Genomic DNA, 23,511 nt, shown 5'->3' on the forward strand with positions numbered 1-23,511 from the left:
GATAACAACATGCAGACCCATTTCAGCGAAAAAGACCTCGAGAAGCCGCACATTCGCGAGGCCGACAGAGTCCTGAGAAGCTGCGTCCACTGCGGCTTCTGCAATGCCACCTGCCCGACGTACCAGTTGCTTGGCGATGAGCGCGACGGTCCGCGCGGCCGCATCTACCTGATGAAGGAGATGCTCGAAAGTCCTGAAGACGACGACCAGATCACCGAGGAAACCCGTCTTCACCTCGACCGCTGCCTCACCTGTCGCAACTGCGAAACGACCTGTCCCTCAGGCGTCGAGTACCACAAGCTTCTGGATATCGGCCGCGCCGAGATCGAGCGGCGTGTGCCGCGCAGCACCTCCGACAAGGCGCTTCGCTTCGGCCTGCGCAAGGCACTGGTCGAGCCCGGCCGGTTCAAGGCCCTGCTGGCGCTGGGCCAGACCTTCAAGCCGCTGGTCCCCGGGGCGCTCAAGAGCAAGATGCCCCCGGCCCCGGTCGACGCTGGCAAGCGCCCCGACGGCAAGCGTCATCCGCGCCAGATGCTGATTCTCGAAGGCTGCGTGCAGCCTGGTCTTTCGCCCAACACCAATGCCGCCACTGCTCGCGTGCTGGACCGCCTGGGGATCGGCCTGACGCCTGCCCCCGAGGTCGGCTGCTGCGGCGCCATCGACTTTCACCTGAACGCCCAGGAAGCCGGACGCGAGCGAGCCAGACGCAACATCGACGCCTGGCTGCCTCACCTGGACGCCGGTTGCGAGGCCATCATCCAGACCGCCAGCGGCTGCGGCGCCTTCGTCAAGGAGTATGTCGAAGTGCTGGCCGACGACCCCGACTATGCCGAGAAGGCACGCCGGGTCAGCGAGGCCGCCAAGGACCTGGTCGAGGTGCTGGGGCAGGAAGACCTGACAACCCTCGACGTGCGCGCCGACCAGCGCCTGGCCTTCCATTGCCCCTGCACCCTGCAGCACGCCCAGAAGCTCAACGGCGCGGTGGAAACGGTACTGACCAGGATGGGCTTCACCCTGACGCCGGTGCGAGATGGTCACCTTTGCTGTGGCTCCGCCGGCACCTACTCGATCACCCAGCCCGAACTGTCACGCCAGTTGCGTGACAACAAGATGGACGCGCTGGAGGAAGGCAAGCCGGAGGTGGTTGTCACCGCGAACATTGGGTGCCAGACCCATCTCGCCGCCACCAACCGCACCCCGGTGCGCCACTGGATCGAGATCGTCGATGAAGCGCTAGGCTAGCGCGAGAGCCACTGGATCGAGATCGTGGACGAGGCTCTGGTCAGACAGGCCCAGAGCGCCTAGACTAAAAACGAAAATATTTTCCATATTAACCACAACCCTCAATCACAAGGACTCCCCATGCTGACCAAGCCTTACCTCGACCAGTCCCAGGTCAACGCCATCCTCGACGCTGCCCAGAAGGAAGCCGAGGCCAATGGCTTCGCCGTGACCATCGTCGTCAGCGATGATGGCGGCTACCCGCTGGGCCTGCGCCGTCTCGATGGCGCTGCACCGTTCAGTGCCGACGTCGCGATGGCCAAGGCCCGCTCCGCCGCCATCGGTCGCAAGGAGACCCAGGTCTTCGAAGACATGATCAACGGCGGCCGCAACGCCTTCCTGTCGGCGCCCATGGAGGGCCTGATGTCCGGTGGCGTACCGGTGATCATCGACGGCCAGGTGGCCGGTGCCGTTGGCATCTCCGGCGTCAAGCCGGACCAGGACATCCAGGTCGCCAAGGCCGGTGCCGCCGCTATCGGCTAAACGCCTGGGCAGGACACAGTGATACGTCACTCGAATCCTGTACAAGCCTGCTGTACAACTGGTATTGCGTTATCGACCGCCGCCTTGACTGGCGGCGGTGCCTTTTCCGCCAGACCTTCTCGATGACATGGACCCGTCCCGATGCCCCTCCTGCCCTTTCTGGCCCCCCTGGGCGCCGTCTTGATCTGGTCCGGCAACATGACCATCAACCAGCTGACCGTCGGCACCATCGCCCCCAGCAGCATCGCCTTCCTGCGCTGGTTACTGGCGGTGGCCGTGTTGACGCCCTTCGTCTGGCGCCAGAGCTGGCGCGAGCGACACGCCATCGCCGCGCATTGGCCCAAGCTTGCGCTTCTGGGACTGCTGGGCATGGCCCTGTGGCAAGGATTGGCCTACGTCGCGGCGGCCTCTACCAGCGCCACCAACATGGGCATTCTGGCGGCCATGGTGCCGCTGTTGACGATTCTGCTCAGCGCCCTAGTGCTGCGTGAGCCACCTAGCTGGGGCGGCTGCCTGGGCGGCGTGATGGCTCTCGCTGGCGTGCTGTGGCTACTCGGCCGAGGTGACATCGCCGTCCTGGCCAATCTGGAAGTGGCCCCTGGCGATGCGCTGATGGTGGTGGCCGCGACCTGCTACGCTCTTTACGGGGTCATGCTCAAGCGTTGGCCGCTTGCCATATCGCCCTGGGTCATGCTCTACGTTCAAGCGATGTTCGCCGTCCTGCTGTTGCTGCCGGCCTACCTGCTGGGCCCAATGACACCGATCGACACAAGCAACGCCGGCCTGATCCTGTACGCCGGCATTCCCGCCTCTATCATCACCACCTATCTGTGGATGTTCGCGATTCGCCACATCGGCGCCAGCCGCGCCAGCATCTTCATCAATCTGATGCCGCTGTTCAGCGCCCTGATCGCCATGCTCTGGCTCGGCGAACGGCTTGGCTGGTACCACCTCAGCGGCGGCGCTCTGGTGCTTGCCGGCGTACTGACGGCCCAGACCTTCCGGCAGCCGATCCGCCGTCACGGCGAGGCCCGCTGACTTTCGTCCCGCGGCCCCGTCACAAGGGCCGAGGACGTCAAGATGTCGCTGAAACGGCTAACCATAGTTAGACAAGAATAACGTCCGTATTTGCAAAACCACCATGCGTTGTATAGGTTTAGTACAACCGTTGAGCACAGGACGCCAACGGCCTCTGCAAATCCAGCGACGAGAGGTTCCGCATGAAACACATCGTCAAGGCCGCAGCACTCATGAGCACAATGGCGCTGTTCTCCAGCATGGCCATGGCCGCTCACCATGAGGAAAACGAAGCCCAGGAAAGCGGCGTCGATACCTCAAACAATGTGACCGAACAGCAAGACTCTTCCAGCATGGCCGATGACAGCGCCATGAATGCCGACAAGCCCCTCGTCGAAGACGGTGGCGTAGACTCTTCCAACAGCGCCGAGCAAGCCGACGACAGCATGTCCGAGACCCAGCCGAAGGGTGAGCTGGCAGAGGATAGCGGCGTCGACTCCGCCAACGACACCGAATAATCGCCAGGCCACGGATGGTCACAGTGGCAGGGACTCGCCACGGCATGGCGGCCAGGATGGCTGCCGGTGGTTCCAGGAAGGAACCGCAGGGCAGGACGCCCACGACTGAGCGATGGACAGGCTCGCGCCCGATATCCCCATGGACGATCTCGGGGCCCACGGAAGGGCCCAGGCCTTGACCCGAACAGCCGCGTGGCAGTCATCGCCGCGTGATAGCGGCCAGGATGGCCGCAAGAGGTTCCAGGAAAGAACCGCTGGGCAGGAAGCCCAACAGAGCCAGCGGACAGGCTCAGTGCCCGACACCGACAGGGAAGAACACAGGGCCCACGGAAGGGCTCAGGCCACCCACTCGATGGCGTCACCAGGAAGGTGACGCAATATGTCGCGAGCAGGCCTGCTCACGACCCGCCCCACATCCCGCCCCCCACCTTCAGTCCCCGCATGACGCGACGGACAACGGAAGGTCGACGACGGGAATGCCGTTGGGCCGTCATCAGAGCATCATCAACAGCTACAACCCGGAGGTACTACGATGAACACCTACCAGACCACACTGCTGAAGCGCCTCGCCCTGGCCGGCTTGATCGGCCTGTTCTCCAGCGCCGCCCTGGCCGATCACCACGCCGAGGGAGACGAAGAGATGAAGCAGGAGCAAGTCATGCCTGAAGATAGCGGCGTCGACTCCTCCAACGATTCAGCGAAGGCCGAGGGCGAAGATGGCGCCATTCCCGGAGGCGAGATCGTCAAGGATGGCGGTGTCGACTCCAACCACGCGCCCAGCGACGACGCTTCCGCCAGCGACAGCCAGTCGGCGCTGGACGAGGGCGACCTGGTGGAAGACAGCGGTGTCGATTCGGCCAACGAGCCGGAAAACGACGTCTAAGCCTCCAGATTGCAGGACACCTGCGCTGCAGAGCTTGCGCGCAGCACCCCAAGGCTCCGCTACGGCGGGGCCTTTGTCGTGGCAAGGCCCGCTGTTTGTTGGACGCGTTCTCTCCAGCGCTCTCTCCAGCGCTTCATGCTTCCCTTGATGTGCACTACTGCCCCCCGAGCTTTAGATGCATAACGCTTATGCTTTTGCGCTATGCTGCACACCTCGTTCCGCCTTGCCCTGGGCGGCATGTTAGACTATGCGGTCCATTTCCGGAGGAACGCTTCATGTCCCTCGATGATCTTCAGCTCAATCTCCGCAACCTCACCTGTGACGACTACCCTCAGCTCAAGGGGCTGATGGACAAGGTCTACCACGACATCGGCGGAGCCTGGCCCAGGATCACCATCGACAGGCTGGTGGCGGAGTTTCCTGACGGCCAGATCGTCATCGAGGACGACGGCCGGGTCATCGGCGTGGCGCTTACCGCCCTGGTCGACTACGAGGAGTTCTCCAACCCGCACAAGTACGACGACCTGATCGGCAAGCGCGAGACGATCCAGAACGCCAAGGACGGCGATGCCATGTACGGCATCGACGTGCTGATCGACCCCGACTACCGCGGCTATCGGCTTGGCCGTCGCCTCTACGAGGCGCGCAAGGAGGTCTGTCGCCAGCTCAACCTCAAGGCCATCCTGGCCGGCGGACGCATCCCCGAGTATCACCGGGTGGCCGACAGCATGTCGGCGAGCGAGTACATCGACAAGGTCTCGCGCAAGGAGCTGCATGACCCGATCCTGTCGTTCCAGTTGTCCAACGACTTCCAGGTCAAGCGCCTGCTGCGCAAGTATCTGCCGGAAGACGAGAAGTCCCAGGGCTACGCGACCCTGCTCGAGTGGAACAACATCCTGTTCGAGCCGGCCGAACGCATGCTGGAAAGTCGTCCGACCCAGGTTCGAGTCGGCGCCGTGCAGTGGCAGATGCGCGAGTTCGCCTCGGTGGAGGCGGTGCTGCAGCAGGTCGAGTACTTCGTCGATGCCTTGTCCGACTACCAGAGCGACTTTGCGGTCTTCCCGGAGCTGTTCAATGCACCGCTGATGGGCCTTCAGGACCGCGCCGCCCAGCAGGACCAGATGGCGGCCATCCGCTTTCTGGCCGGCTTCACCGAGCGCTTCAAGACCGAAATGTCGCGCATGGCGGTGGCCTATAACATCAACATCATCGCCGGATCGATGATCGAGGAAGGTGACGACGGACGCCTCTACAACGTGGCCTACCTGTGCCACCGCGACGGCTCCATCGAGCGCCAGGCCAAGCTGCATATCACCCCCCAGGAGCGCCGCGACTGGGTGATCGAGGGCGGCGAGGATCTGTGCGTATTCCAGACGGATGCCGGACGCATCGGCATCCTGATCTGCTACGACGTGGAGTTCCCGGAGCTGGGCCGACTGCTCGCCGATCAGGACATGGACCTGCTGTTCGTGCCCTTCTGGACCGACACCAAGAACGGCTATCTGCGGGTTCGTCACTGCGCCCAGGCCCGAGCCATCGAGAACGAATGCTACGTGGTGCTGTGCGGTAGCGTCGGCAATGTGCCGTCCATCGAGAACCTGGACATCCAGTACGCCCAGTCATCGGTGTTCTCGCCTTCCGACTTCGCCTTCCCCCACGACGCAGTGATGGCAGAGACCACCCCCAACACCGAGATGATCATGTTCTCCGACCTGGATCTGTCGCGGTTGACCGTGGTGCGCGCCGAGGGCTCGGTGACCAACCTCAAGGACCGCCGCAAGGACCTGTTCGACCTGCGCCTGCGCGACTGGTCGTGGAAGTCCGGCGCCAGGGACCAGGACGACAGCTAGGCTGTGTTGTCACGACTCAAGCGCTGGCGGGCGGCCCGCTTCGATGCCCGCCATCCCTTCCCCGCTGACACCTGGGCAGGCGCGCGGGCGCGGCTGCCCTTGCTGGCCCGGGTGCCCGAGGCTTCGGCCCAGCACCTGGGTCAGCGCGCCTGGCGGTTTCTTCACGACAAGCGTCTGAGCCTGCACCCGGACCTGGACCCTGCGGCACTGGATAGCGAGGAACGCCTGGCCCTGGCGGCCCAGGCCTGCCTGTTGACGCTGGGCTGGAGTGAGCACGAGCACCAGGAAGCCTTTGCCAACGTGCACGAAGTACTGGTGTTGCCCGACGCCTTTCGTCGCCAGGTCGAAGAGATGGACGAGGCCGGGGTGATGCACGTCTACGAGGACGAGCGCGCCGGCGAGACCTTCTACCAGGGGCCGGTGGTGATCGCCTTTCCCGATCTGGTCGAGAGCGGTGGCCTGGATGGCTTCAACGTGGTCATCCATGAATTCGCCCACAAGCTCGACATGGGCAATTCTCAGGACGTCGACGGATTTCCACCACTGCCGGTCACCATCGCCTCCAGGGAGTGGCATCGCGAGTTCACGGCGGTCTGGCAGGATCTGCAAAAGCGCCTCGAAGCAGGCGACCCCACGCCCATCGATGACTACGCCGCGAGCCATCCCGGCGAGTGCTTTGCCGTCTGCTGCGAGACCTTCTTCAGCGCCCCCGACCGTCTGATGGAGGCCTACCCGGGACTCTACGATCTGCTCTGTCGCTACTTTCAGCAGCAGCCCCTCACATGGGCGCTGACTGCCGATAACGACCATCCCGCACCCTCACCCGCCACTCAGGAATCCCCCCGATGACGAGGCGCTGGCTACTGCCGACCCTGGCCATCACCGTGCTGGCAGCGCTGGGACTGACCTGGCAGTGGCTGGCCATGCATGACCTGCTTACCGTCGACACCCTGATGAAGCTTTCCCAGGGTGGCACGGCGTGGCGCGACAGCCCCTGGGCCATCGTCGTGGTGGCTGCTGTCTATGCAGGGCTATCGCTTGTGATGTTTCCGCTGAGTCTGCTGGTGGCAGCGACCGGGCTGGTATTTGGCCCCTGGTGGGGCTTCGGCTACGCCCTGATCGGTACCCTGTCGGCCTCCTGCCTGACCTGGTGGGTCGGTCGCAAGCTTGGCCGCGATGCGCTGTTGCGCTACGGGGGAAAGCGCTTGAACGGCCTGTCACGCTACCTGTCGGGACGCGGCATCCGCACCATGACGCTGGTCAACCTGCTGCCGCTGGCCCCCTTCACCCTGACCAACATGATGGCCGGAGCCTTCCATCTGCGCTTTCGCGACTACCTGATCGGTTCCACCCTGGGCATCGCCCCGGGCCTGGCCGGGGTCACCCTGCTCGGCAGCCAGTTGGGCGAGTTGATCACCGCCGACAGTCGCAGCGAGATCTTCTATGCGCTGGGTGGCCTGGCGCTGGGTGTCGGCCTGCTGGTCGGACTCAAGCGCTGGGCCGACGGGAGAAAGGCCGATCGGACTGACGATCAACCAAAACCCGGTCGCTAGCGTCCTTCCACACACCAAATAAGACTTGCATCATAAAAAGAATAAAGTGGAGCACCTCGAACCTACGCCGAGTTCCGCACAAAAAAAGCAACACTTTACCCTCTCCTGTCTAAACTGTACTCAAGAGAACAATATCTGTGCTCTTTGCCGCTCGGCCTACGCCCGGGCCTTGCTCTAGAGCATCAGGGTGTTCCATGCGCTCTCGAGCAAGCCTTTGACGCGCCTTTGACGCGCCTTTGACGTCGATAGAACAGCATGGTGGCAAATTCAGCAGTGGCAAGGAGACAGTCATGGCTTCCCCTCCCGTCATTGACAACCATCCCATCTTCACCACGGCGGCTTACTCCGCTGCTTCGGTAGCGGCGCTCTGGGGGATCATTGAAATCTTTCTTCGAATAGACCCATTTTTTTTGGTCTATCTAAAGCATGCTTTCTCCCTCGGGATCGGCCTTATGGCGATGGCTGTCGCCGGACTTATATATACCTACATTTCAACATTCATACCAAAAACACAAGCTAAAAAAAATAATGAAAACTGCAAAAAAAATCCGAGCAGGGGGACACTTTACTTTTTTTTCCATCCTTCCACTTATTTCTTTACTTCTAGCAATAATATTCGACCTTCTATATGTTTCAAAAGATTTTCCTCCAGTAAACTCTCCTTTACTATGGATTTTGTATTTCATTCTCATGCTGTCACTTTCTCTAGCAGCCATATACTGCTTACTTGTACTTTGCCAGAAAGGGACAGACAGAGAATTTTCGAACAAGAGCCGGCCCTCGACTGATGAACACATGCCATTTTTCTTGTCCTCTCGCGTATTGGTCCCGCTATTTATCGTAGGCCTCATGGCTCTCCTTGTCTCGCTTGGGCGAAGTCAAGATATTCGCGAATCTGATATCGCACAGGAAGAACTTCGTCAGGCTGGTCTCAGCTTTTCCATGGCATCACTACAAAGTGCCATATATTTGCTTTCACCCAGATCCATAGAGCTATTCAGAAGAGCAAATATTGACAACGAGGATATTTTCTTCTCTCTTGGTCAACCAGTCGAAGGGAGTAATAACGAACCTCTCATCAACATGGTCCTAAGGCGCATTGATACAGGGGATATCTATTGTGACGACGAGAATATGCAAGGCTCCACCGAATGTCTGCGCGTCCGAAAATTTCTAGAAACGCTTGACCCAAATTTTTTCTCAGATAATCAGCCTACGAACTGCGCACTATTTCATGATGAAATATCTCTATCACAAAACCTTAATCAGAAGTTTACTTCGTTACCTCTCCTTAGCCATGCGATTTTAAATGGAAATGAAGCACTGATGCGATCTTTGATAGAACGCTGTGGTATAAACCCATTAATGAGCTACTTTCCATATACAATGGCTGAGTCAACTGTTCGCCAGGATGCATGGGATCAACCACAGTCTGAAACAACGTTGCAGACCCATATAGTAGCTACCCTCGACCCACACCTGGCCATTGCAGCAGAAACCATGAGAGAGGGAGGACAGTGGACAAAGGAAGAGGCAAAACCGATTCACGAATCTCTATGCCACTCCGGACTAGAGTTCAGAAATCTGGTGGAATATGAAATACCAGAAGGCTGCGGACAGGATTCCAACAGCACCACAGCGAATTCAACGAAGCTTGATTCCCTTCCTGATAGAGCACGCCGAGTAACCATGCTGCCTGACTCTTGCAAAGTAGAAGACTATGGAATTTCCTACACAAGCCATTATAGCAACACCTATCCACTTCCAGACGACCAAGAGACACTCATCACAATAAACACAACCTCTGGTAAACTTTCACTACTTGATAACCAACAAACCAATATATCAGAGTCCGATCCAGCAACAACTATCATCATGCAGCGTATGAATGACACTGACAATGACATTGACGAAACTTCCAGAAATGGCATCCAGCTAAACAGCACACGACTAGTAACGCTACAAAACGTTCAAAACCGCAATCTTCCATATTTTCATGCGTACAACTGGACCCCGGATACTGACGATGGGACATGGACGACTATTGATCATCCAGCCAACCACCCACTCTCCATCAGTCCTTCTGTTAGCAGATTTTATATATGGAAAGATGAGAATTCAGCGGAGACTTCAACGCATGATGGGAAATTGTCTATTGACACCCCGCTTGACTGGTCTCTGGATATGGAAAACTCAGCCATTTTCAGTCGAAGAATTCAACTCGATGAAGAAGGCAGCATTAGATTTTCCAGCCTTTCAGCCGATGACCTTGGCTGCCTGAGCTTATATCAGGTAGGCGATGATGACGAACTCATTCGCGTACCGGACACCAGGCTCGGAACGAGAGATAATGCAGAACTAGGTAGCGGAGATGAAGGACATCAAGAATGGACGACCCAACGACTCCCTCAAGGAGACTACCAACTTGACCTTACCCTATTCGAACCGAAAATTTCAACAGGGACTGGCGACCAGAGCGATACCCTTGGGTTGAGCTTGGATACCAAAAAACCTTGGGCACTATACTGTTCTATTGATGGTCAAACCCAATATCTTTCAGCTCAGTCTGTGCCACCTCTTCTTACACCTGGAAAGATAGGTGCAGCAGCGACTATAGATGGAAAGTCTTCCCAGGAAATCTCCTGCCAGTTTAACATCGATTCCTTTAGTTTATTTACCGCAACTGTCAGCAGTTCCGCAGACGTCACCCTTAACTTGCTAAATTCTAAGAGTGAGGAAATTTTCGACGAAAATATTGACGATGCAAGTGCTGGAACAGCTAAAGACCCAGCAGTAGAAACGGCCAGCGCCCCCCTGCAGAAAGGTGGACCGTACCAACTGCTTATCCGCCCCTACTTGGATAGCTTCGACGAAAGTGACGTGTCCATAAGACTACTCGCCACAGAGCCAATATATCTGCCGCTCGACCTGACCTTTCAATCGGATGCCCCCTTGGAGTCCCAGGGAAACTTTTTCTATAAAGCCGAAACGGCTGGTACCTATCACGTGAGACTTGACAACATGACAGCCGATCTTGACTTGTATATTCGAAAAGATGGCGACATTGCTGCCGAGAGCACCAACGCGGATAACGAGGAAGAGCGTGCAACTTTCTGCGCAGAAGTCAATGATATCTTCGAAATCGAGGTAGTCCCCTTTGGGGAGCCATCAGACTTCCATTTGGTCGTGGAGAAGGAGGTGAACGAAAGCGACTGTTGAGGTAATAATGCAGCCTCGACAACTAGATCACGTGCACGAACTCGACTCGGTTTCGACCATTGGTCTTGGCCTTGTACATCGCCTGATCGGCCTGGTTGACCAGGCTGTCGAGGTCAGCGCTGTCACTGTCGATCAGCAACGCACCGATACTGGCGGTGACGCGTATCACGCTGTCGGCGACGGGTATCTCCAGCTCGGACAGGGCAAGGTTGAAACGCTCGAGGGCAGACATCAAGGCAGGCTTGTCGACGTCCGCCATGACCACGCAAAACTCCTCTCCCCCCATTCGGGCGATCAGGTCCGACTTGCGAAAGCTTGCGTCGAGCGCCTTGGCCACGGCGACCAGCACCCTGTCCCCGGATTCATGGCCGTAGGTATCGTTGATCGACTTAAAGTGATCGAGATCGACCAGCGCGACACCCAGCGTTCCCTTGCCGCGCTGCCAGCGCTTGGCCAGGGTGGCAAAACGGGTAGCAAAGGCGCGACGATTGCACACCCCAGTCAGGGGGTCGGTCTCGGACAACACCTCCATCTCTTCGATCTGATGATGGATGCGTATGCTGGCGGCGACCCAGTGGGCCATGGCCTGAAGGCGCTCACGATCTTCATCGGTGAAGGCATTCGGGCTTTCGTGGGCGATGTTCATGGTGCCCACGCAGCGACTGCCGCTGATCATCGGGACATCGAGACAGCACCCCAGCCCCTTGGCACTGAGCATCTGGCAGTCGAGATCGGGACTCCCGTCAAAACGCTCGGCGTACTCCGCCTGACGAGTGCGATAGACACGTCCGACCATGGTGCCGTAGATCGGCACAGGCTGATCCATCGGGATGGCGTTGTTACCTTCCATGGCGATCAGGGTCAGCTCGGTCTCGGACTGCGCCAGAGTGATGGAAGCGCGGTTGGCGCCAAACACCGTACTTGACCAGCGTGCCACCGTATCCAGCACGTCCTGGAGCGATTCGGCCGCGGACAGCTCATGCACGAAGCGTATCGGTAACTCGATGGTCAGATCCGCGCGCAGGGACACGGCGTCGTCATCACGCTGGGTCGCCAATGATCGTTTGCTGTCCTGACCTGTCTGTTCCACCGTCTTACCCTCACCGAGCGCTGGTCGCTCTATCCAACCGAAGAAACGAAGCCTTGAGAGATTCTATCTTGCTCCCCAGGTGAAACACGAACCACATGAGCATAAAATGAAGTAACGCACTGTTCGGCACATTTTGTGCGCCCAAGCCCAATAACTCTGTCTCACCAGGCGGCGTCATCTCGACGGCAGTTCGGGCTCGTCTTCGTGCTGGCCGGGCCACCAGGAAGGCCGCTCTTCACGCCACTCTTCACGCCACTCCTCCTGGACCAGGTGGCGCAGCACCCTCCCACGGTAGCGCAGCATCTGCCACTCTGCGCCCAGGCGGCTGCGTACGCGCTCCCAGCCGCCGTCATCGGCGTGGGTGAAGGGGCCACCCCGGGCGATCGCCAGGCGGTAGACCCGCAGGCAGCGCTCGGCGCAGCGCGCCTCGTCGTAGGCCTGGGCCGTGCTCAGGGCGGCCTCGTGCAAAGACGGCCAATAGCGGGCGTCGGTACATTCGGCCAGGGCCAGGGCGAAGTCCTGCTCATCCTCGTGCGCCAGCAGACGTCCATTCTCGCCATCTCGCACGACTTCACGGACGCCCGGGGCATCGAGGGCCACCACCGGCAGCCCCGCCGCCATCGCCTCTGCCACCACCATGCCCTGGGTCTCGCTGTGTGATGCAAAGGCAAAGACGTCCATGGCATGGTAGGCGTCGATCAGCGCCTGCCCGTGCAGGCAGCCGGTAAAACAGACGCGCTCGCTCACCCCATGACGATCGGCGGCAGCTTCCACCGCTTCTCGGGCATCCCCGTCCCCTACCACCAGCCACCTGGCCTCGCCATCCTCGGCCAGCGCTTTACACACCGCACCCGCCAGAAATGCCAGGTTCTTTTCTCTGGCCAGCCGCCCGAGATGACCGATCACCCGGGCATCGGTGGGGATCGCGAAGTGATCCCGCCAGCGATCGCGCTTGCCCGTTGCAAAGCGTGCGGTATCCACCCCGCTGGGCACCACCGTCATGTCCGGGTTACCGGCGCGCTGGACCAGCAGTTGCTTGACGCTCTCGCTGGGGGCAATCACCTCATCGCACAGCCAGGTGTACTGGGTCGCCAGCGCCACCGCAAAGCGCTGCATCCGCGAGGAATCCCCCGGCACGTAGTGGGTGTAGTGCTCGTACAGCGTGTGGTGGGTGAACACCAGCGGCAGGCCATAGGTTTCCGCCGCACGTGCCGCGGTGTCGCCCAGCAGGAAGGGATGGTGGGAATGCACGATGTCCGGCTCGAAGGCCTCGATGGCGTCGAACAGTTGTCCGGGAATCGGCACCGGCAGCGAGAAGTCGCTGCCATTGAAGTGCTGCACCGCGACGACACGCACCACGTCCGACTCGTGTTGCGGCTGCCCTTCCAGCCGAGGCGCCACCACCAGTACACGATGTCCCGCCCGCTGCAACTGGTGCTTCAGGCGCTGCACGGACTCGCTGACACCACCGACGATCGGCGCATAGGTGTTGGTGAACATCAGCACATTCACGGTGGCAGCAGTCTCCTGAAACAGATCATGGGCCGCACCCCGGCGACGCAAATCCCGGGGGGCGGTGCAGACGAAGGCAGGATCGCGCCCTCCCTCTCAATTCTATGCTCTGACGAGCGCCTACGCCCGTAAACAATAGCGCCCGTTCAGCGACCACGATCATACCGACTCGATCGGTTCAGCCCCAGCCCGCCTGGAACAAAGTGCCGAGGCCTGACCTCTTGCCGACAAAGTTGTCACGATGGGCCTGGCGCTACTTCGCCCGCCAGCCAGCGCCATAGCCGTTCGCTTTCGACGCTGCCCGGTTCGTTGTGCGGCCGACACAACCAGAATCCTTCGCGAGAGGGCACCTCGATATCGAAAGGGGTAACCAGACCCTGGGGATCTTCCAGCAGGCAGCGGTGCACCAGCGCCACCCCCGCCCCTTGTCTGGCCAGCGCCATCACCATGGACAGGTTGTCGCAGATCAGACTGTGACAGTGGCTCGACACGTCCTTGCACCCGGCATGCTCGAGCCAGGCTGGCCAGCCGACCGCGAAGCCCGCCGCGTGGAGCAGGGTCTGCCCGGCCAGGGCATCCGGCGAGACGAGCAGTTCTGCCAGCGACGGCGTACAGACCGGCAACAACGACGACGCACCCAGGGAGATCGACTCCATGCCGCGCCACTCCCCCTGGCCGTAGCGCAGTTCGATATCGGCTCCTTCGGCACCGAAATCCGAGCTCCAGACGGCGCTGACGACACGCACGGTAACCTCGGGGTGGGCCAGGTGAAATCGTGCCAGACGAGGCGCCAGCCATTGGCTTTGAAGCGCCGGAGTGGTGCGCAGCGTCACCGAACGATCCGGGGTCTCCCCGAAGACCTCCAGGGTGCCCTCATCGAGTCGTACAAAGGCCTCCAGGACGCTCGGCAACCAGGCCTGGCCTGCCGGCGTCAGCGTCAGGCTACGTGGGTGGCGTACGAACAGCGGTTGCCCCAGGCGGTCCTCCAGCAGCCGAATACGTTGACTGATGGCGGCCTGGGTCACCGACAGTTCCTGGCCCGCCGCGGTAAAGCTCAGGGTTCTTGCCGAGGCCTCGAAGGCCTGCAGCCAATGCAGAGGAGGAAGTCGGTGCATGTAGTTTCTGGCCCTGTGGTTTAGCGACGATGAAAAAGACAGTCATAAGCCAGGCTTGGCCTAAGGCGTCATATTAGTCGTTTGTCGCCATCGCCTCGAGCCCCCACCATCGGCGTCAACACTCGTCACCTATTTCGTCAACACTCGTCACCTGGGAGCCATCCATGAGCACCACCTCGTTGACCTCGACCGCCGACGCCGGCCACATCGATATGCACGAACTGGCCCCCTGGCCCCAGCACCTGACGCTGACCGACGTGGCCGCTGAAGGCTTGCGTCTCTCGCTGGTCTGGAACAACGGCGACCGAGGACAATTTCCTCTGTTGTGGCTGCGCGATCACTGCGCCTGTGATCAGTGCCGCCACCCGCTGACCCGGGAACGCCTGGTCACACCGATGGCCGCCGTTCCAGGGCTCGACGAGGCCCGCATCGAGCACGGTCAGCTCCACCTTGACTGGCAGGACGGACACCACAGCCGCTTCGCCGCCGGCTGGCTGCACCAGCGTCGCCCCGGCGAGGCCGTCATCGACAGCCTGCCGCGGCCTGTCGCCTGGCAGACGCCGTTTTCCCCCCAGCATGTGCGGCATGCCGATCTGGTAGCCGGGGGCAACGGCGAAAAGGCCTGGATCACGGCGTTGCTGCGCGACGGTCTGGTGTTGCTCGACGAGGGGCCGCTGGAACTCGAGGAGGTCAGTCGCCTGGCACGGCGCATTGGCCCGCTCAAGGCCACCAACTTTGGGGCTCGTTTCGACGTCATTTCAAAGCCCAACCCCAACAACGCGGCCTACACCTCGATTGCCCTGGCGCTGCACACCGACCTGCCCAACTGGCGCCAACCGCCGGACATGCAGTTGCTGTATTGCCTGAAGAACGATGCCGAAGGCGGCGGCTCGATCTTCGCCGACGGCATCCAGGTCGCCGAGGCGCTGCGCGCGGCCAACCCCGATCACTTCCAGCTTCTGGCCGAGACCGCCATCGACTTTCGCTTCCAGGACGAGGAACACGATATCGGCGTCCGCGAGCCGGTCATCGACGTCGGCACGGATGGGCGCATCCGCGAGATTCGCTTCAACAACTGGATTCGTGACACCCTGCACCTGCCTGCCGAACTGATCACCCCCTGGTACGAGGCCTACCACCACTTCTGGACCCTGCTGCATGCACCACAGCATCAGATTGCCCTCGACCTGCGTCCCGGGCAGATGGTGGCCTTCGACAACCGCCGGGTACTGCATGGACGTGAGGCCTTCGATCCCTCCACCGGAGAGCGTCACCTCCAGGGCACCTACCTGGACCGCGACATGCTGGAATCCCGGCTGCGAGTGCTGGCACGCAAGGGCTGACGGGGCCGGCAGTCGTTCAATCGAGTGACGGGATCCTGGCCGCCAGGCGCCGAGCGAGGAAGTCGACCAGCGCACGCAAGCGCGCGGGGACGTGCCGGCGCTGGGCGTAGACCGCGAAGAAGTCGGCACGCACCCCCTGCCAGCCCGGCAGCAGGCTGACAAGGCGCCCCTCCTTCAGTTCATCGTGAACGTCCCACCAGGAGCGCAGCATCACCCCGTGACCATCGAGCGCCAGTCGCTTGATGACCTCACCGTCATTGCTGGTAAGGCGCCCGCCGACCTTGACCGACGTCTCGACACCGTCGGCGTCGACGAATCGCCACAGCGCAAAATCGCTGTCATTCTCCCGCAGTACCAGACAGGCGTGGCGCTGCAGCGCCTGGGGAGTCTCGGCCCGACCACAGCGCTCGATATAGTCGGGAGAGGCGCAGGCAACACGTCGGCTGGCCACCAGACGGCGGGCCACCAGGCGCGAGTCGGGGGGCTCGCCAATCCGGATGCCCAGATCCACGCCCTCCACCAATGGCGCGGGAAAGTTCGAGAGTTCCAGTGACGCCTCGATGCCCGGATGCAAGGCACAGAACTCGGACAGCAAGGGCGCCACATGGCGACGGCCGAAACCGAAGGTCGCGTTGAGCCGCAGCGGCCCCGCCAGCGCCTCGCGATCCTCGCCCAGGCTCTCTTCCAGTTCGGCCAGCTCATCCAGTAGCGCTACCCCCCTTGCCAGGTAACGCTCACCTTCGGCGGTCAGGGTAAGCCGCCGGGTGGTACGCGTGGCGAGCTCCACCCCGAGCCGCGCCTCCAGCTGCTTCAGGCGCTTGCTGACCGCCGACAGCGACAGCCCCAGCTCGCGTGCAGTGGCGGTCAAGTTGCCGGCCTGGGCCAGTTGACGAAAGAACGCCAGATCATCGAGTGACGCCACCCTTTTCTCCACTTGAGATCAACAATGAATTGCCATCGAGCCCCATTATCGCCTCGCTGTAAAGAGCTAGACTGACCTTACACCTTGCCGCCGCCACCCTTCACACCAAGCACAATCGTGGCCGCTGCGCGAGGCACCCTCTACACGCCAGCAGACAGGATCAAGGAGCTTTCATGGCCCATCGCATCGCCATCATCGCCGGTGACGGTATCGGCACCGAAGTCATGCCCGAGGGCGTGCGCGCCCTCGAGGCTGCCGCCAAGCGCTTCGCTATCGACCTGGATACCCAGACCTTCGACTTCGCCTGCTGCGACTACTACCTCGAGCACGGCAAGATGCTGCCGGACGACTGGCGCGAGACGCTGATCGACTTCGATGCGATCTTCTACGGCGCCATCGGCTGGCCCGAAAAGGTACCGGATCACATCTCGCTGTGGGGCTCGCTGCTCAAGTTCCGCCGCGAGTTCGACCAGTACGTCAACCTGCGCCCCTGCCGCCTGCTGCCGGGTATCAAGAGCCCGCTGGCCGGTCGCGAGCCCGGCGACATCGACTTCTACGTGGTCCGCGAGAACACCGAAGGCGAATACTCGAGCGTCGGTGGCACCATGTTCGAGGGCACCGACCGGGAGGTGGTGATCCAGGAAACGGTGATGACCCGCCACGGCGTCGACCGGGTGCTCAAGTACGCCTTTGACCTGGCCCAGAGCCGCCCGCGCAAGAAGCTGACCTCGGCCACCAAGTCCAACGGCATCGCCATCACCATGCCCTGGTGGGACAGCCGTGTGGCCGAGATGGCCAAGCAGTACGGCGACGTCGAGGTGGACAAGTTCCACATCGATATCCTGACCGCCAACTTCGTCATGCATCCGGACTGGTTCGACGTGGTGGTGGCCTCCAACCTGTTCGGCGATATTCTTTCCGACCTGGGGCCCGCCTGCACCGGCACCATCGGCGTGGCGCCCTCGGCCAACATCAATCCCGAAGGCACCTTCCCGAGCCTGTTCGAGCCGGTTCACGGCAGCGCCCCGGATATCGCCGGCAAGGGCATCGCCAACCCCATCGGCCAGATCTGGTCCGGCGCCATGATGCTCGAACACCTGGGTCACAAGGACGCCGGTGACGCCATCCTGGCCGCCATCGAGGCGGTGCTGGAAGACGGCGACAGCGAAGTGCTGACCCCGGACCTGGGCGGCAACGGCACCACCGAGCGTCTGGGCGCCGCGATCAGCGAGCGTATCGCCCAGGGCTGAACCTGAGCCTGAGCCTGAGCCTGAACCTGAACCTGAACCTGAAACAGCGAACCCCCGCCCGGTATCGATCGCTACCGGGCGGATAGCGTCCCGCTAACGCCGCCACACCCCCTGAAACACCCGTACCCGGTCGTCGCCGAGGTTGTCGAGCAGGTTACGGCCCATCTCCAAGAAGACCTCACCAAAGATCAGCGCAGGACCAGGCAAGCGGGGACGAATGGGAGGACGGGCAGCAGGTCCTGACGCCTGAGGTGACGACTCGCCCCCCTCCTGCCTGGGCGGCTGCGCCTGGTCCGTGTTGCTGCCACCATGGGCTCGGCGGTCAGCCCCGCCCTGCTCGCGACGCCGGTGATGGCTTCGCCAGGCCAGCGCCTCGGCGCTGACATCCTCCAGTGCCTGGCGCTGAAACCCGGCGGCCTGGAGGTGTTGCTCGAGATCCTTCAGGGACAACAGTCGGCTATGCTCGGGCGTTCTCGCCCAGGGCACCGGCAGCGATAACGGCGCAGGATTGTCGCCTCGAACCACCTCGTGGAGCAGCAACCTGCCGCCCGGAGCGAGCACCCTGCGACACTCGCTCAACACAGCGGCGAGGTCCGGCATATTGAGCAGGGCATGCTGGCACCACACCGCCTCGACACTGGCATCCCCCAGCGGCAACTCGGCACCATCGGCGCACACGAAACGGGTAGTGTCCTCCAGTCCACAGGCCCGACTCAGCCAGGTCGCGACCTCGATGAAGCCCGGCGTGATATCCACCCCCACCACTTCGTAGCCAAGCTCACGGGCCAGCAGACGACTGGCGCCGCCGGTACCGCAGCCCAGATCGAGCAGGCGCGCTGCGCCGCTGGAACCCGTGCCCGCACCCGCGAACGCGTCCAAGCGAGGACCGTCCCCCTTGTTCGGGGGCTGGCCGGCATCCCTCCCCGCCAGGGCCATCAATCGCCGGCTGGCCGCCCTGCCCCCCAGATGCAGTTGATCGATACCGGCCATCTCGTCATGACTCAGATGGTCGGGGTCGCATCCCGCCTCGACAAAGGCACGTTCGAGCCGAGCCAGCAGGCTTCCTTTGGCATCATAGTGCTGGCCCAGCTGGCTACCTGCCGTTCCCTGCGCGGCCTCTCCTGGTGCCCCCTTTAGCGTCATGCGGCGCTCCTTGCACGTTTATGGCTGCTCGATCTCAAGCGGGAAGCCTCTTGGACAACAGCAGCAAAAAAGACATACACTTCTTGTACGGAAATTGTGCAACACATCCAGCGGTGACTCGACTTCCACCCACCTGCCACCCTTCAGGAGCCCTCATGGATACGCAAGGACGCCGGCCTTCGTCGGCCCCGGCTCGAAAGCCGACGCGACGCTCTGCCCTGCTCGCCGCCGTTGGCGCCCCGCTGGTGCTGTCGGCCTGCACAGGCCTGCCCTCTGGCACCCAGCCCATCGATGACTTCGCCCTGGAAGACTATCTGGGTCGCTGGTACGAGATCGCGCGCTTCGATTACAGCTTCGAGGAAGGGCTCGACTGCGTCACCGCCGACTACGCCACCCGGGATGACGGTGGCGTCCAAGTGATCAACCGTGGCGTCGACCTGTCCAGGGGCGAGCCCGACGTGGCCGAAGGCAAGGCCTACCTGCTGGAGGAAGACAACGTCGGCCGCCTCAAGGTGAGCTTCTTCGGCCCCTTCTATGCAAGCTACAACATTCTGGCGCTGGATGACGCCGGACAATGGTCGCTGGTCACCGGACCTGACCGGGACTATCTGTGGATCCTCTCCAGAAGTCCCCAGCTTGACGATGCGACCTACCGCTCGCTGGTCCAGCGCGCACAGGATCTGGACTACCCGGTCGAGGAGTTGATAGAGGTCGAACAGGGCGAGGAGTGCGAGCCCTATCGCCAGGGCTGAGCAATAGTCAGACGCTGCCACAGGCCGCCTGACCTCGTCAGAATGTATAACATACAGATCAGTGAACACCTCATACGCTGAAAGGGCGACCACCTCGGTCGCCCTTTCACTGCATGGAGGTCAAGCAATGTCACTGGGAAGACGAGAGTTTCTTGCCGCCACGGCGGCCATCGGCGCCACCGCTGCGGCGCCGTCGCTATTTGCCCATGCCGCCACGCCCGAGCGCTATCCGATCGACGCCTGGCAGGTGGTGGATGATCGTTTCGAGCAGTACATGCTGTTCAACGCCCCGCTGGAACGGGAATGGACGGGCGGACTCTGGCTCGAGGGGCCTGCCTGGAACGCCGTGGGTCGCTACGCCGTGTTCAGCGACATCCCCAGGGCCCGGCAGATGCGCTGGGACGAGGCCAGCGGCCAGGTCAGCGTGCTGCGTGATCATATCGGCCATTCCAACGGCAACGCTTTCGACGATCGTGGTCGCCTGATCGCCTGCGAACACTCACCGGCCCAGGTGGTTCGCTACGAGTGGGACGGCAGTCGCCATGTGCTGACCAGCACCTTCGACGGCAAGCCACTCAATGCCCCCAACGATCTGGTCACCCTGCCCGGCGGCGCCATCATCTTCACCGACCCCGGCTACGGCGCGCACTCCGACTACGAGGGCAAGCAGCGCTCGCTCGAACTCGAGACCGCCATCTACTACTGGGAGGACGGCATGCAGGAGCCGACCCGTCTGACCACAGAGCTCTACAAGCCCAATGGTATCGCCCTGGGGGCGGACGGCAGCTCGCTGTATGTCACAGATAGCGCCCCTTCGCACCATCCCGATCAGCCCGCTACCATCACGCGATTCACCTTCAGCGCCGAGAACAGGACGCTGGCTGGTGCCGAGAGGCTGGTGGAAAGCACCAGCGAGGGCTACGACGGCATGTGCTGTGATGAGGACGGCAACCTCTGGGTCGGCACCTCAGGGGGCGAGGGCAAGGATGGGGTCAGCGTGTTTGCTCCGGATGGCACCCTGATCGGTCGCGTCCTGCTGCCGGAAGTCTGCGCCAACGTCTGCTTCGTCGGAGAGAAGCGCAACCGTCTGCTGATGGCCGCCAGTCAATCGCTGTATACCCTCTATACCGGCGCTCGCGGTCTCTAGGCGCCTGCCGCTGTGGCCACTCATTTCCAACCCGGCGGCGAATGCTGCCGGGCCTTTCATTATCGCACCCCCGGTTTTCACCAGATCGACGCTCGCTCTTGCGAGGTCCCTCGCTGCCTAAGAAGGTGAAGCGGCATCCGCGCCTCCAGCGATGATCGAATGCCCGGCCATCGGCCGCTGACAGGCCACGCCCTGCCCTGTTTCCGTTCGCCCCCGCTCGGCTGGCGAGTCGGCCCGGAGGGTCGCTAGTGGGTAGGTAGTGGGCCAGCTCTGGGCCGATGAGAGGCAACGGGGCCCTCCTGGGGGCTCGCTATGATGCGGCGACAAGAATTCGATAAATGCCTTGGCAACAAGAAGACTCCCGATGACGTTTGTTCTGACACCCGACTCAGGTTCCCTTTGTTCCTCGCCTCTGGCGGGAGGTCGCCATGCTGGCTGAGTGGCTGACGGCAAGTCTTGAGGCCGATGCGTCGTCCCCCGACCGGCCGATCAAGGGCCGGGAAGGCTCGCTAAAAGGCGGCCGCTATCGGATCGAGGGGCCGGGCCTGCTGCGCCTGATCCCGGACACCGTCGGCGCAGATGCACGCGCCTGCGTGCTGTCCGTCGGCATCCACGGCAACGAGACCGCGCCGATCGAGCTGCTGGGTGATTGCCTGGCGCGCCTTGAGGCAGGGCTTGCCTCTGTCGGTGCTCCGGTGCTGGTGATCCTCGGCAACCTCGAGGCGATTCGTCGCAACACCCGCTTCGTCGAGACCAACCTCAATCGACTGTTCCGGCGGGAACTCGACCAGCCAGGTGACGAGGCCGACCGCGCGCGTGAGCTGATGGCCGCGGTGGATGCCTTCTTCGCCGACCACAGCCAGCTGCCAAGGCTGCACTACGACCTGCACACCGCGATCCGCGACAGCCACTACCCACGCTTCGTGGTGGACCCTTTCGCCGAGACTCGTACCGATAGCGAGCAGTGGCACTGGATGGCCGGCGCGGGCATCCAGGCGGCGCTCAAGCAGCATCAGCATAGCTGGACCTTCTCCCACTACAGCAAGCACTACCACGGCGCCCAGGCGTTTACCCTGGAACTCGGCAAGGCGTTGCCGTTCGGCCACAATGATCTCGAGCCACTTGAACCCATGGGCCGGCTGATTCAGTCGCTGATCGCCGGACAATTGCCCGAGTCGGGCGAGATCCAGCAGCTTGATGGCTTTGCGGTGGCTGTCGAAGTGTTCCGTGAAAGCGAGGACTTCGCGCTGTGCTTTGCCGATGACATTCCCAACTTCACCGAGTTCGCCCCCGGTACCGTGGTGGCGCGTGACGCCCAGGCCGGCGATACCCGTATCGGTGACGAGCCGCTCAAGGTGGTGTTCCCCAACGCAAAGGTAGAACTCGGCGCTCGAGCGGCGCTGCTGGTGCGCCCGGTGAGGCTGACATCAGCGTGAGACCGCACCTCTTTTACTTACAATAAATATATACATAACAACAACCTGGAGATAGACGCATGACAACTCCCGCCCCTATACTCGACGAAGGTCTATACCCCCTCGGATCAGCTTCGTCTGCTGCGCCGTTCCAAGCCTGTTAGAATCCCCCGTTTTTTTCGCGCCAGCCCGCGCCATCCGGCCGGCCCACCCGGCACGGCCGATTCTATCTGGAGCCCGATTCATGGCTGATACACCAATTCCGCTGGAAGTGCGCAATATCAAGAAGCGCTTTGGCAACACCGAAGTGCTCAAGGGGCTGTCTCTCGAGGCCCGCAAGGGGGACGTCATTACCCTGATCGGCGCCTCCGGCTCCGGCAAGAGCACCTTCCTGCGCTGCATGAACCTGCTTGAACAGCCCAACGAGGGCGAGCTGTTTGTCCACGGCGAACAGATCCGCTTCAAGGAAACCAAGCACGGCCGCGAGCCTGCCGACTGGAACCAGGTGGTACAGATGCGCGCCAAGCTGTCGATGGTGTTCCAGAGCTTCAACCTCTGGGCCCACATGACGCTTCTGGAGAACGTCATCGAAGCGCCTGTCCACGTGCTCAAGAAGTCGAAGAAGGAGGCCATCGAACACGCCCGCGCCCTGCTAAAGCGGGTCGGCCTGGCCGAACGCGCCGACTACTATCCGGCTCAGCTTTCCGGTGGCCAGCAGCAGCGTGGCGCCATCGCCCGGGCACTCGCCATGGACCCGGAGGTCATGCTGTTCGACGAGCCGACCTCGGCGCTGGACCCGGAGCTTGTCGGCGACGTGCTCAAGGTCATGCGTGACCTGGCCGAAGAAGGTCGCACCATGATCGTGGTAACCCACGAAATGGCCTTCGCCCGCGACGTCTCCAGTCAGGTGATCTACCTGCACCAGGGTCAGGTCGAGGAAGCGGGTCCGCCCGACCAGGTGCTGGGCAACCCCAGCTCCGAGCGACTCAAGCAATTCCTTGCACCCAAGCGCTGAGGC

21 protein-coding genes are annotated in these 23,511 nt (G+C 61.8%); 16 read left to right on the plus strand and 5 right to left on the minus strand.

Annotation, left to right across the window (positions count from 1 at the left end; genetic code table 11):
* Window positions 1-9: 9 nt before the first annotated feature.
* The 10 genes from glcF (at window position 10) to NKF27_RS16010 (ending at window position 10,804) form a co-directional block, all read left to right on the plus strand.
* Window positions 10-1,242, plus strand: coding sequence for a glycolate oxidase subunit GlcF (glcF, locus tag NKF27_RS15965; protein WP_045991719.1), 1,233 nt, complete (start codon window positions 10-12; stop codon window positions 1,240-1,242).
* A gap of 120 nt (window positions 1,243-1,362) precedes the next feature.
* Entirely contained in the window at window positions 1,363-1,764 is a 402-nt protein-coding gene (locus NKF27_RS15970) for a heme-binding protein (RefSeq protein ID WP_253553149.1), read from the plus strand.
* Window positions 1,765-1,905: 141 nt separating this feature from the next.
* Window positions 1,906-2,802, plus strand: coding sequence for a DMT family transporter (locus NKF27_RS15975; RefSeq protein ID WP_253553151.1), 897 nt, complete (start codon window positions 1,906-1,908; stop codon window positions 2,800-2,802).
* A gap of 182 nt (window positions 2,803-2,984) precedes the next feature.
* Window positions 2,985-3,299 (plus strand): hypothetical protein, encoded by a 315-nt coding sequence (locus NKF27_RS15980; protein WP_045991716.1) that lies wholly within the window; start codon window positions 2,985-2,987, stop codon window positions 3,297-3,299.
* A gap of 532 nt (window positions 3,300-3,831) precedes the next feature.
* Window positions 3,832-4,182, plus strand: a complete 351-nt coding sequence (locus NKF27_RS15985; RefSeq protein ID WP_108132416.1) for a hypothetical protein — start codon at window positions 3,832-3,834, stop codon at window positions 4,180-4,182.
* A 275-nt stretch (window positions 4,183-4,457) separates the two neighbouring features.
* A complete protein-coding gene (locus tag NKF27_RS15990) occupies window positions 4,458-6,032 on the plus strand; it encodes a bifunctional GNAT family N-acetyltransferase/carbon-nitrogen hydrolase family protein (RefSeq protein ID WP_045991713.1) in 1,575 nt (524 codons plus the stop codon).
* Window positions 6,033-6,035: 3 nt separating this feature from the next.
* The gene (locus NKF27_RS15995) at window positions 6,036-6,881 is read left to right on the plus strand and encodes a zinc-dependent peptidase (protein WP_253553152.1); all 846 of its coding nucleotides are present in this window, start codon (window positions 6,036-6,038) and stop codon (window positions 6,879-6,881) included.
* On the plus strand, window positions 6,878-7,585 hold the full coding sequence (locus NKF27_RS16000) for a TVP38/TMEM64 family protein (protein ID WP_253553154.1): 708 nt from the start codon (window positions 6,878-6,880) through the stop codon (window positions 7,583-7,585). Before NKF27_RS15995 ends, NKF27_RS16000 begins: the two co-directional genes overlap by 4 nt.
* A gap of 290 nt (window positions 7,586-7,875) precedes the next feature.
* Complete coding sequence (locus NKF27_RS16005; protein WP_253553156.1) at window positions 7,876-8,373, plus strand: hypothetical protein; 498 nt, start codon at window positions 7,876-7,878, stop codon at window positions 8,371-8,373.
* Between the two features lie 61 nt (window positions 8,374-8,434).
* Complete coding sequence (locus tag NKF27_RS16010) at window positions 8,435-10,804, plus strand: hypothetical protein (RefSeq protein WP_253553158.1); 2,370 nt, start codon at window positions 8,435-8,437, stop codon at window positions 10,802-10,804.
* A 22-nt stretch (window positions 10,805-10,826) separates the two neighbouring features.
* On the opposite strand, the gene NKF27_RS16015 is transcribed toward NKF27_RS16010, so the two are convergent.
* The 3 genes from NKF27_RS16015 to NKF27_RS16025 form a co-directional block, all read right to left on the minus strand.
* Window positions 10,827-11,861: a sensor domain-containing diguanylate cyclase gene (locus NKF27_RS16015; protein ID WP_253553159.1), complete on the minus strand. Its 1,035-nt coding sequence runs from the start codon at window positions 11,859-11,861 to the stop codon at window positions 10,827-10,829.
* Between the two features lie 207 nt (window positions 11,862-12,068).
* Window positions 12,069-13,406, minus strand: a complete 1,338-nt coding sequence (locus NKF27_RS16020) for a glycosyltransferase (RefSeq protein WP_253553161.1) — start codon at window positions 13,404-13,406, stop codon at window positions 12,069-12,071.
* Between the two features lie 236 nt (window positions 13,407-13,642).
* Window positions 13,643-14,521, minus strand: coding sequence for a LysR substrate-binding domain-containing protein (locus tag NKF27_RS16025; protein WP_253553163.1), 879 nt, complete (start codon window positions 14,519-14,521; stop codon window positions 13,643-13,645).
* Between the two features lie 164 nt (window positions 14,522-14,685).
* Here NKF27_RS16025 and NKF27_RS16030 point away from each other — a divergent pair, with 164 nt between their 5' ends.
* A complete protein-coding gene (locus NKF27_RS16030; protein WP_253553165.1) occupies window positions 14,686-15,864 on the plus strand; it encodes a TauD/TfdA family dioxygenase in 1,179 nt (392 codons plus the stop codon).
* A 16-nt stretch (window positions 15,865-15,880) separates the two neighbouring features.
* On the opposite strand, the gene NKF27_RS16035 is transcribed toward NKF27_RS16030, so the two are convergent.
* Window positions 15,881-16,786, minus strand: coding sequence for a LysR family transcriptional regulator (locus NKF27_RS16035; protein ID WP_108132410.1), 906 nt, complete (start codon window positions 16,784-16,786; stop codon window positions 15,881-15,883).
* A gap of 173 nt (window positions 16,787-16,959) precedes the next feature.
* On the opposite strand from NKF27_RS16035, the gene NKF27_RS16040 reads away from it, so the two are divergent.
* On the plus strand, window positions 16,960-18,036 hold the full coding sequence (locus tag NKF27_RS16040; protein ID WP_045991709.1) for a tartrate dehydrogenase: 1,077 nt from the start codon (window positions 16,960-16,962) through the stop codon (window positions 18,034-18,036).
* A 93-nt stretch (window positions 18,037-18,129) separates the two neighbouring features.
* Here NKF27_RS16040 and NKF27_RS16045 read toward each other — a convergent pair whose 3' ends face one another.
* Entirely contained in the window at window positions 18,130-19,179 is a 1,050-nt protein-coding gene (locus tag NKF27_RS16045) for a methyltransferase domain-containing protein (RefSeq protein ID WP_253553167.1), read from the minus strand.
* 155 nt (window positions 19,180-19,334) lie between these two features.
* On the opposite strand from NKF27_RS16045, the gene NKF27_RS16050 reads away from it, so the two are divergent.
* The 4 genes from NKF27_RS16050 to NKF27_RS16065 all read left to right on the plus strand — a co-directional run bounded on the left by NKF27_RS16050 (window position 19,335) and on the right by NKF27_RS16065 (window position 23,508).
* A complete protein-coding gene (locus tag NKF27_RS16050) occupies window positions 19,335-19,931 on the plus strand; it encodes a lipocalin family protein (RefSeq protein ID WP_253553169.1) in 597 nt (198 codons plus the stop codon).
* 127 nt (window positions 19,932-20,058) lie between these two features.
* Complete coding sequence (locus tag NKF27_RS16055) at window positions 20,059-21,078, plus strand: SMP-30/gluconolactonase/LRE family protein (RefSeq protein ID WP_253553171.1); 1,020 nt, start codon at window positions 20,059-20,061, stop codon at window positions 21,076-21,078.
* Window positions 21,079-21,506: 428 nt separating this feature from the next.
* Window positions 21,507-22,514, plus strand: a complete 1,008-nt coding sequence (locus NKF27_RS16060; RefSeq protein ID WP_253553173.1) for a succinylglutamate desuccinylase — start codon at window positions 21,507-21,509, stop codon at window positions 22,512-22,514.
* A gap of 223 nt (window positions 22,515-22,737) precedes the next feature.
* A complete protein-coding gene (locus NKF27_RS16065; protein WP_045992792.1) occupies window positions 22,738-23,508 on the plus strand; it encodes an ABC transporter ATP-binding protein in 771 nt (256 codons plus the stop codon).
* Window positions 23,509-23,511 lie beyond the last annotated feature (3 nt).

This window comes from Halomonas sp. DN3, from assembly GCF_024137905.1.
Taxonomy (GTDB): domain Bacteria; phylum Pseudomonadota; class Gammaproteobacteria; order Pseudomonadales; family Halomonadaceae; genus Halomonas; species Halomonas litopenaei.

What these genes read in the sequence shown, in the direction of transcription:
- NKF27_RS16005 (WP_253553156.1), top strand. Translation starts at nt 7,876, where the DNA reads ATGGCTTCCCCTCCCGTCATTGACAACCATCCCATCTTCACCACGGCG.
- NKF27_RS15985 (WP_108132416.1), top strand. Translation starts at nt 3,832, where the DNA reads ATGAACACCTACCAGACCACACTGCTGAAGCGCCTCGCCCTGGCCGGC.
- NKF27_RS16045 (WP_253553167.1), bottom strand. Translation starts at nt 19,179, where the DNA reads ATGACGCTAAAGGGGGCACCAGGAGAGGCCGCGCAGGGAACGGCAGGT.
- glcF (WP_045991719.1), top strand. Translation starts at nt 10, where the DNA reads ATGCAGACCCATTTCAGCGAAAAAGACCTCGAGAAGCCGCACATTCGC.
- NKF27_RS16025 (WP_253553163.1), bottom strand. Translation starts at nt 14,521, where the DNA reads ATGCACCGACTTCCTCCTCTGCATTGGCTGCAGGCCTTCGAGGCCTCG.
- NKF27_RS15990 (WP_045991713.1), top strand. Translation starts at nt 4,458, where the DNA reads ATGTCCCTCGATGATCTTCAGCTCAATCTCCGCAACCTCACCTGTGAC.
- NKF27_RS16055 (WP_253553171.1), top strand. Translation starts at nt 20,059, where the DNA reads ATGTCACTGGGAAGACGAGAGTTTCTTGCCGCCACGGCGGCCATCGGC.
- NKF27_RS16000 (WP_253553154.1), top strand. Translation starts at nt 6,878, where the DNA reads ATGACGAGGCGCTGGCTACTGCCGACCCTGGCCATCACCGTGCTGGCA.
- NKF27_RS16050 (WP_253553169.1), top strand. Translation starts at nt 19,335, where the DNA reads ATGGATACGCAAGGACGCCGGCCTTCGTCGGCCCCGGCTCGAAAGCCG.
- NKF27_RS15975 (WP_253553151.1), top strand. Translation starts at nt 1,906, where the DNA reads ATGCCCCTCCTGCCCTTTCTGGCCCCCCTGGGCGCCGTCTTGATCTGG.
- NKF27_RS15980 (WP_045991716.1), top strand. Translation starts at nt 2,985, where the DNA reads ATGAAACACATCGTCAAGGCCGCAGCACTCATGAGCACAATGGCGCTG.
- NKF27_RS16010 (WP_253553158.1), top strand. Translation starts at nt 8,435, where the DNA reads ATGGCTCTCCTTGTCTCGCTTGGGCGAAGTCAAGATATTCGCGAATCT.
- NKF27_RS15970 (WP_253553149.1), top strand. Translation starts at nt 1,363, where the DNA reads ATGCTGACCAAGCCTTACCTCGACCAGTCCCAGGTCAACGCCATCCTC.
- NKF27_RS16065 (WP_045992792.1), top strand. Translation starts at nt 22,738, where the DNA reads ATGGCTGATACACCAATTCCGCTGGAAGTGCGCAATATCAAGAAGCGC.
- NKF27_RS16040 (WP_045991709.1), top strand. Translation starts at nt 16,960, where the DNA reads ATGGCCCATCGCATCGCCATCATCGCCGGTGACGGTATCGGCACCGAA.
- NKF27_RS16030 (WP_253553165.1), top strand. Translation starts at nt 14,686, where the DNA reads ATGAGCACCACCTCGTTGACCTCGACCGCCGACGCCGGCCACATCGAT.
- NKF27_RS16060 (WP_253553173.1), top strand. Translation starts at nt 21,507, where the DNA reads ATGCTGGCTGAGTGGCTGACGGCAAGTCTTGAGGCCGATGCGTCGTCC.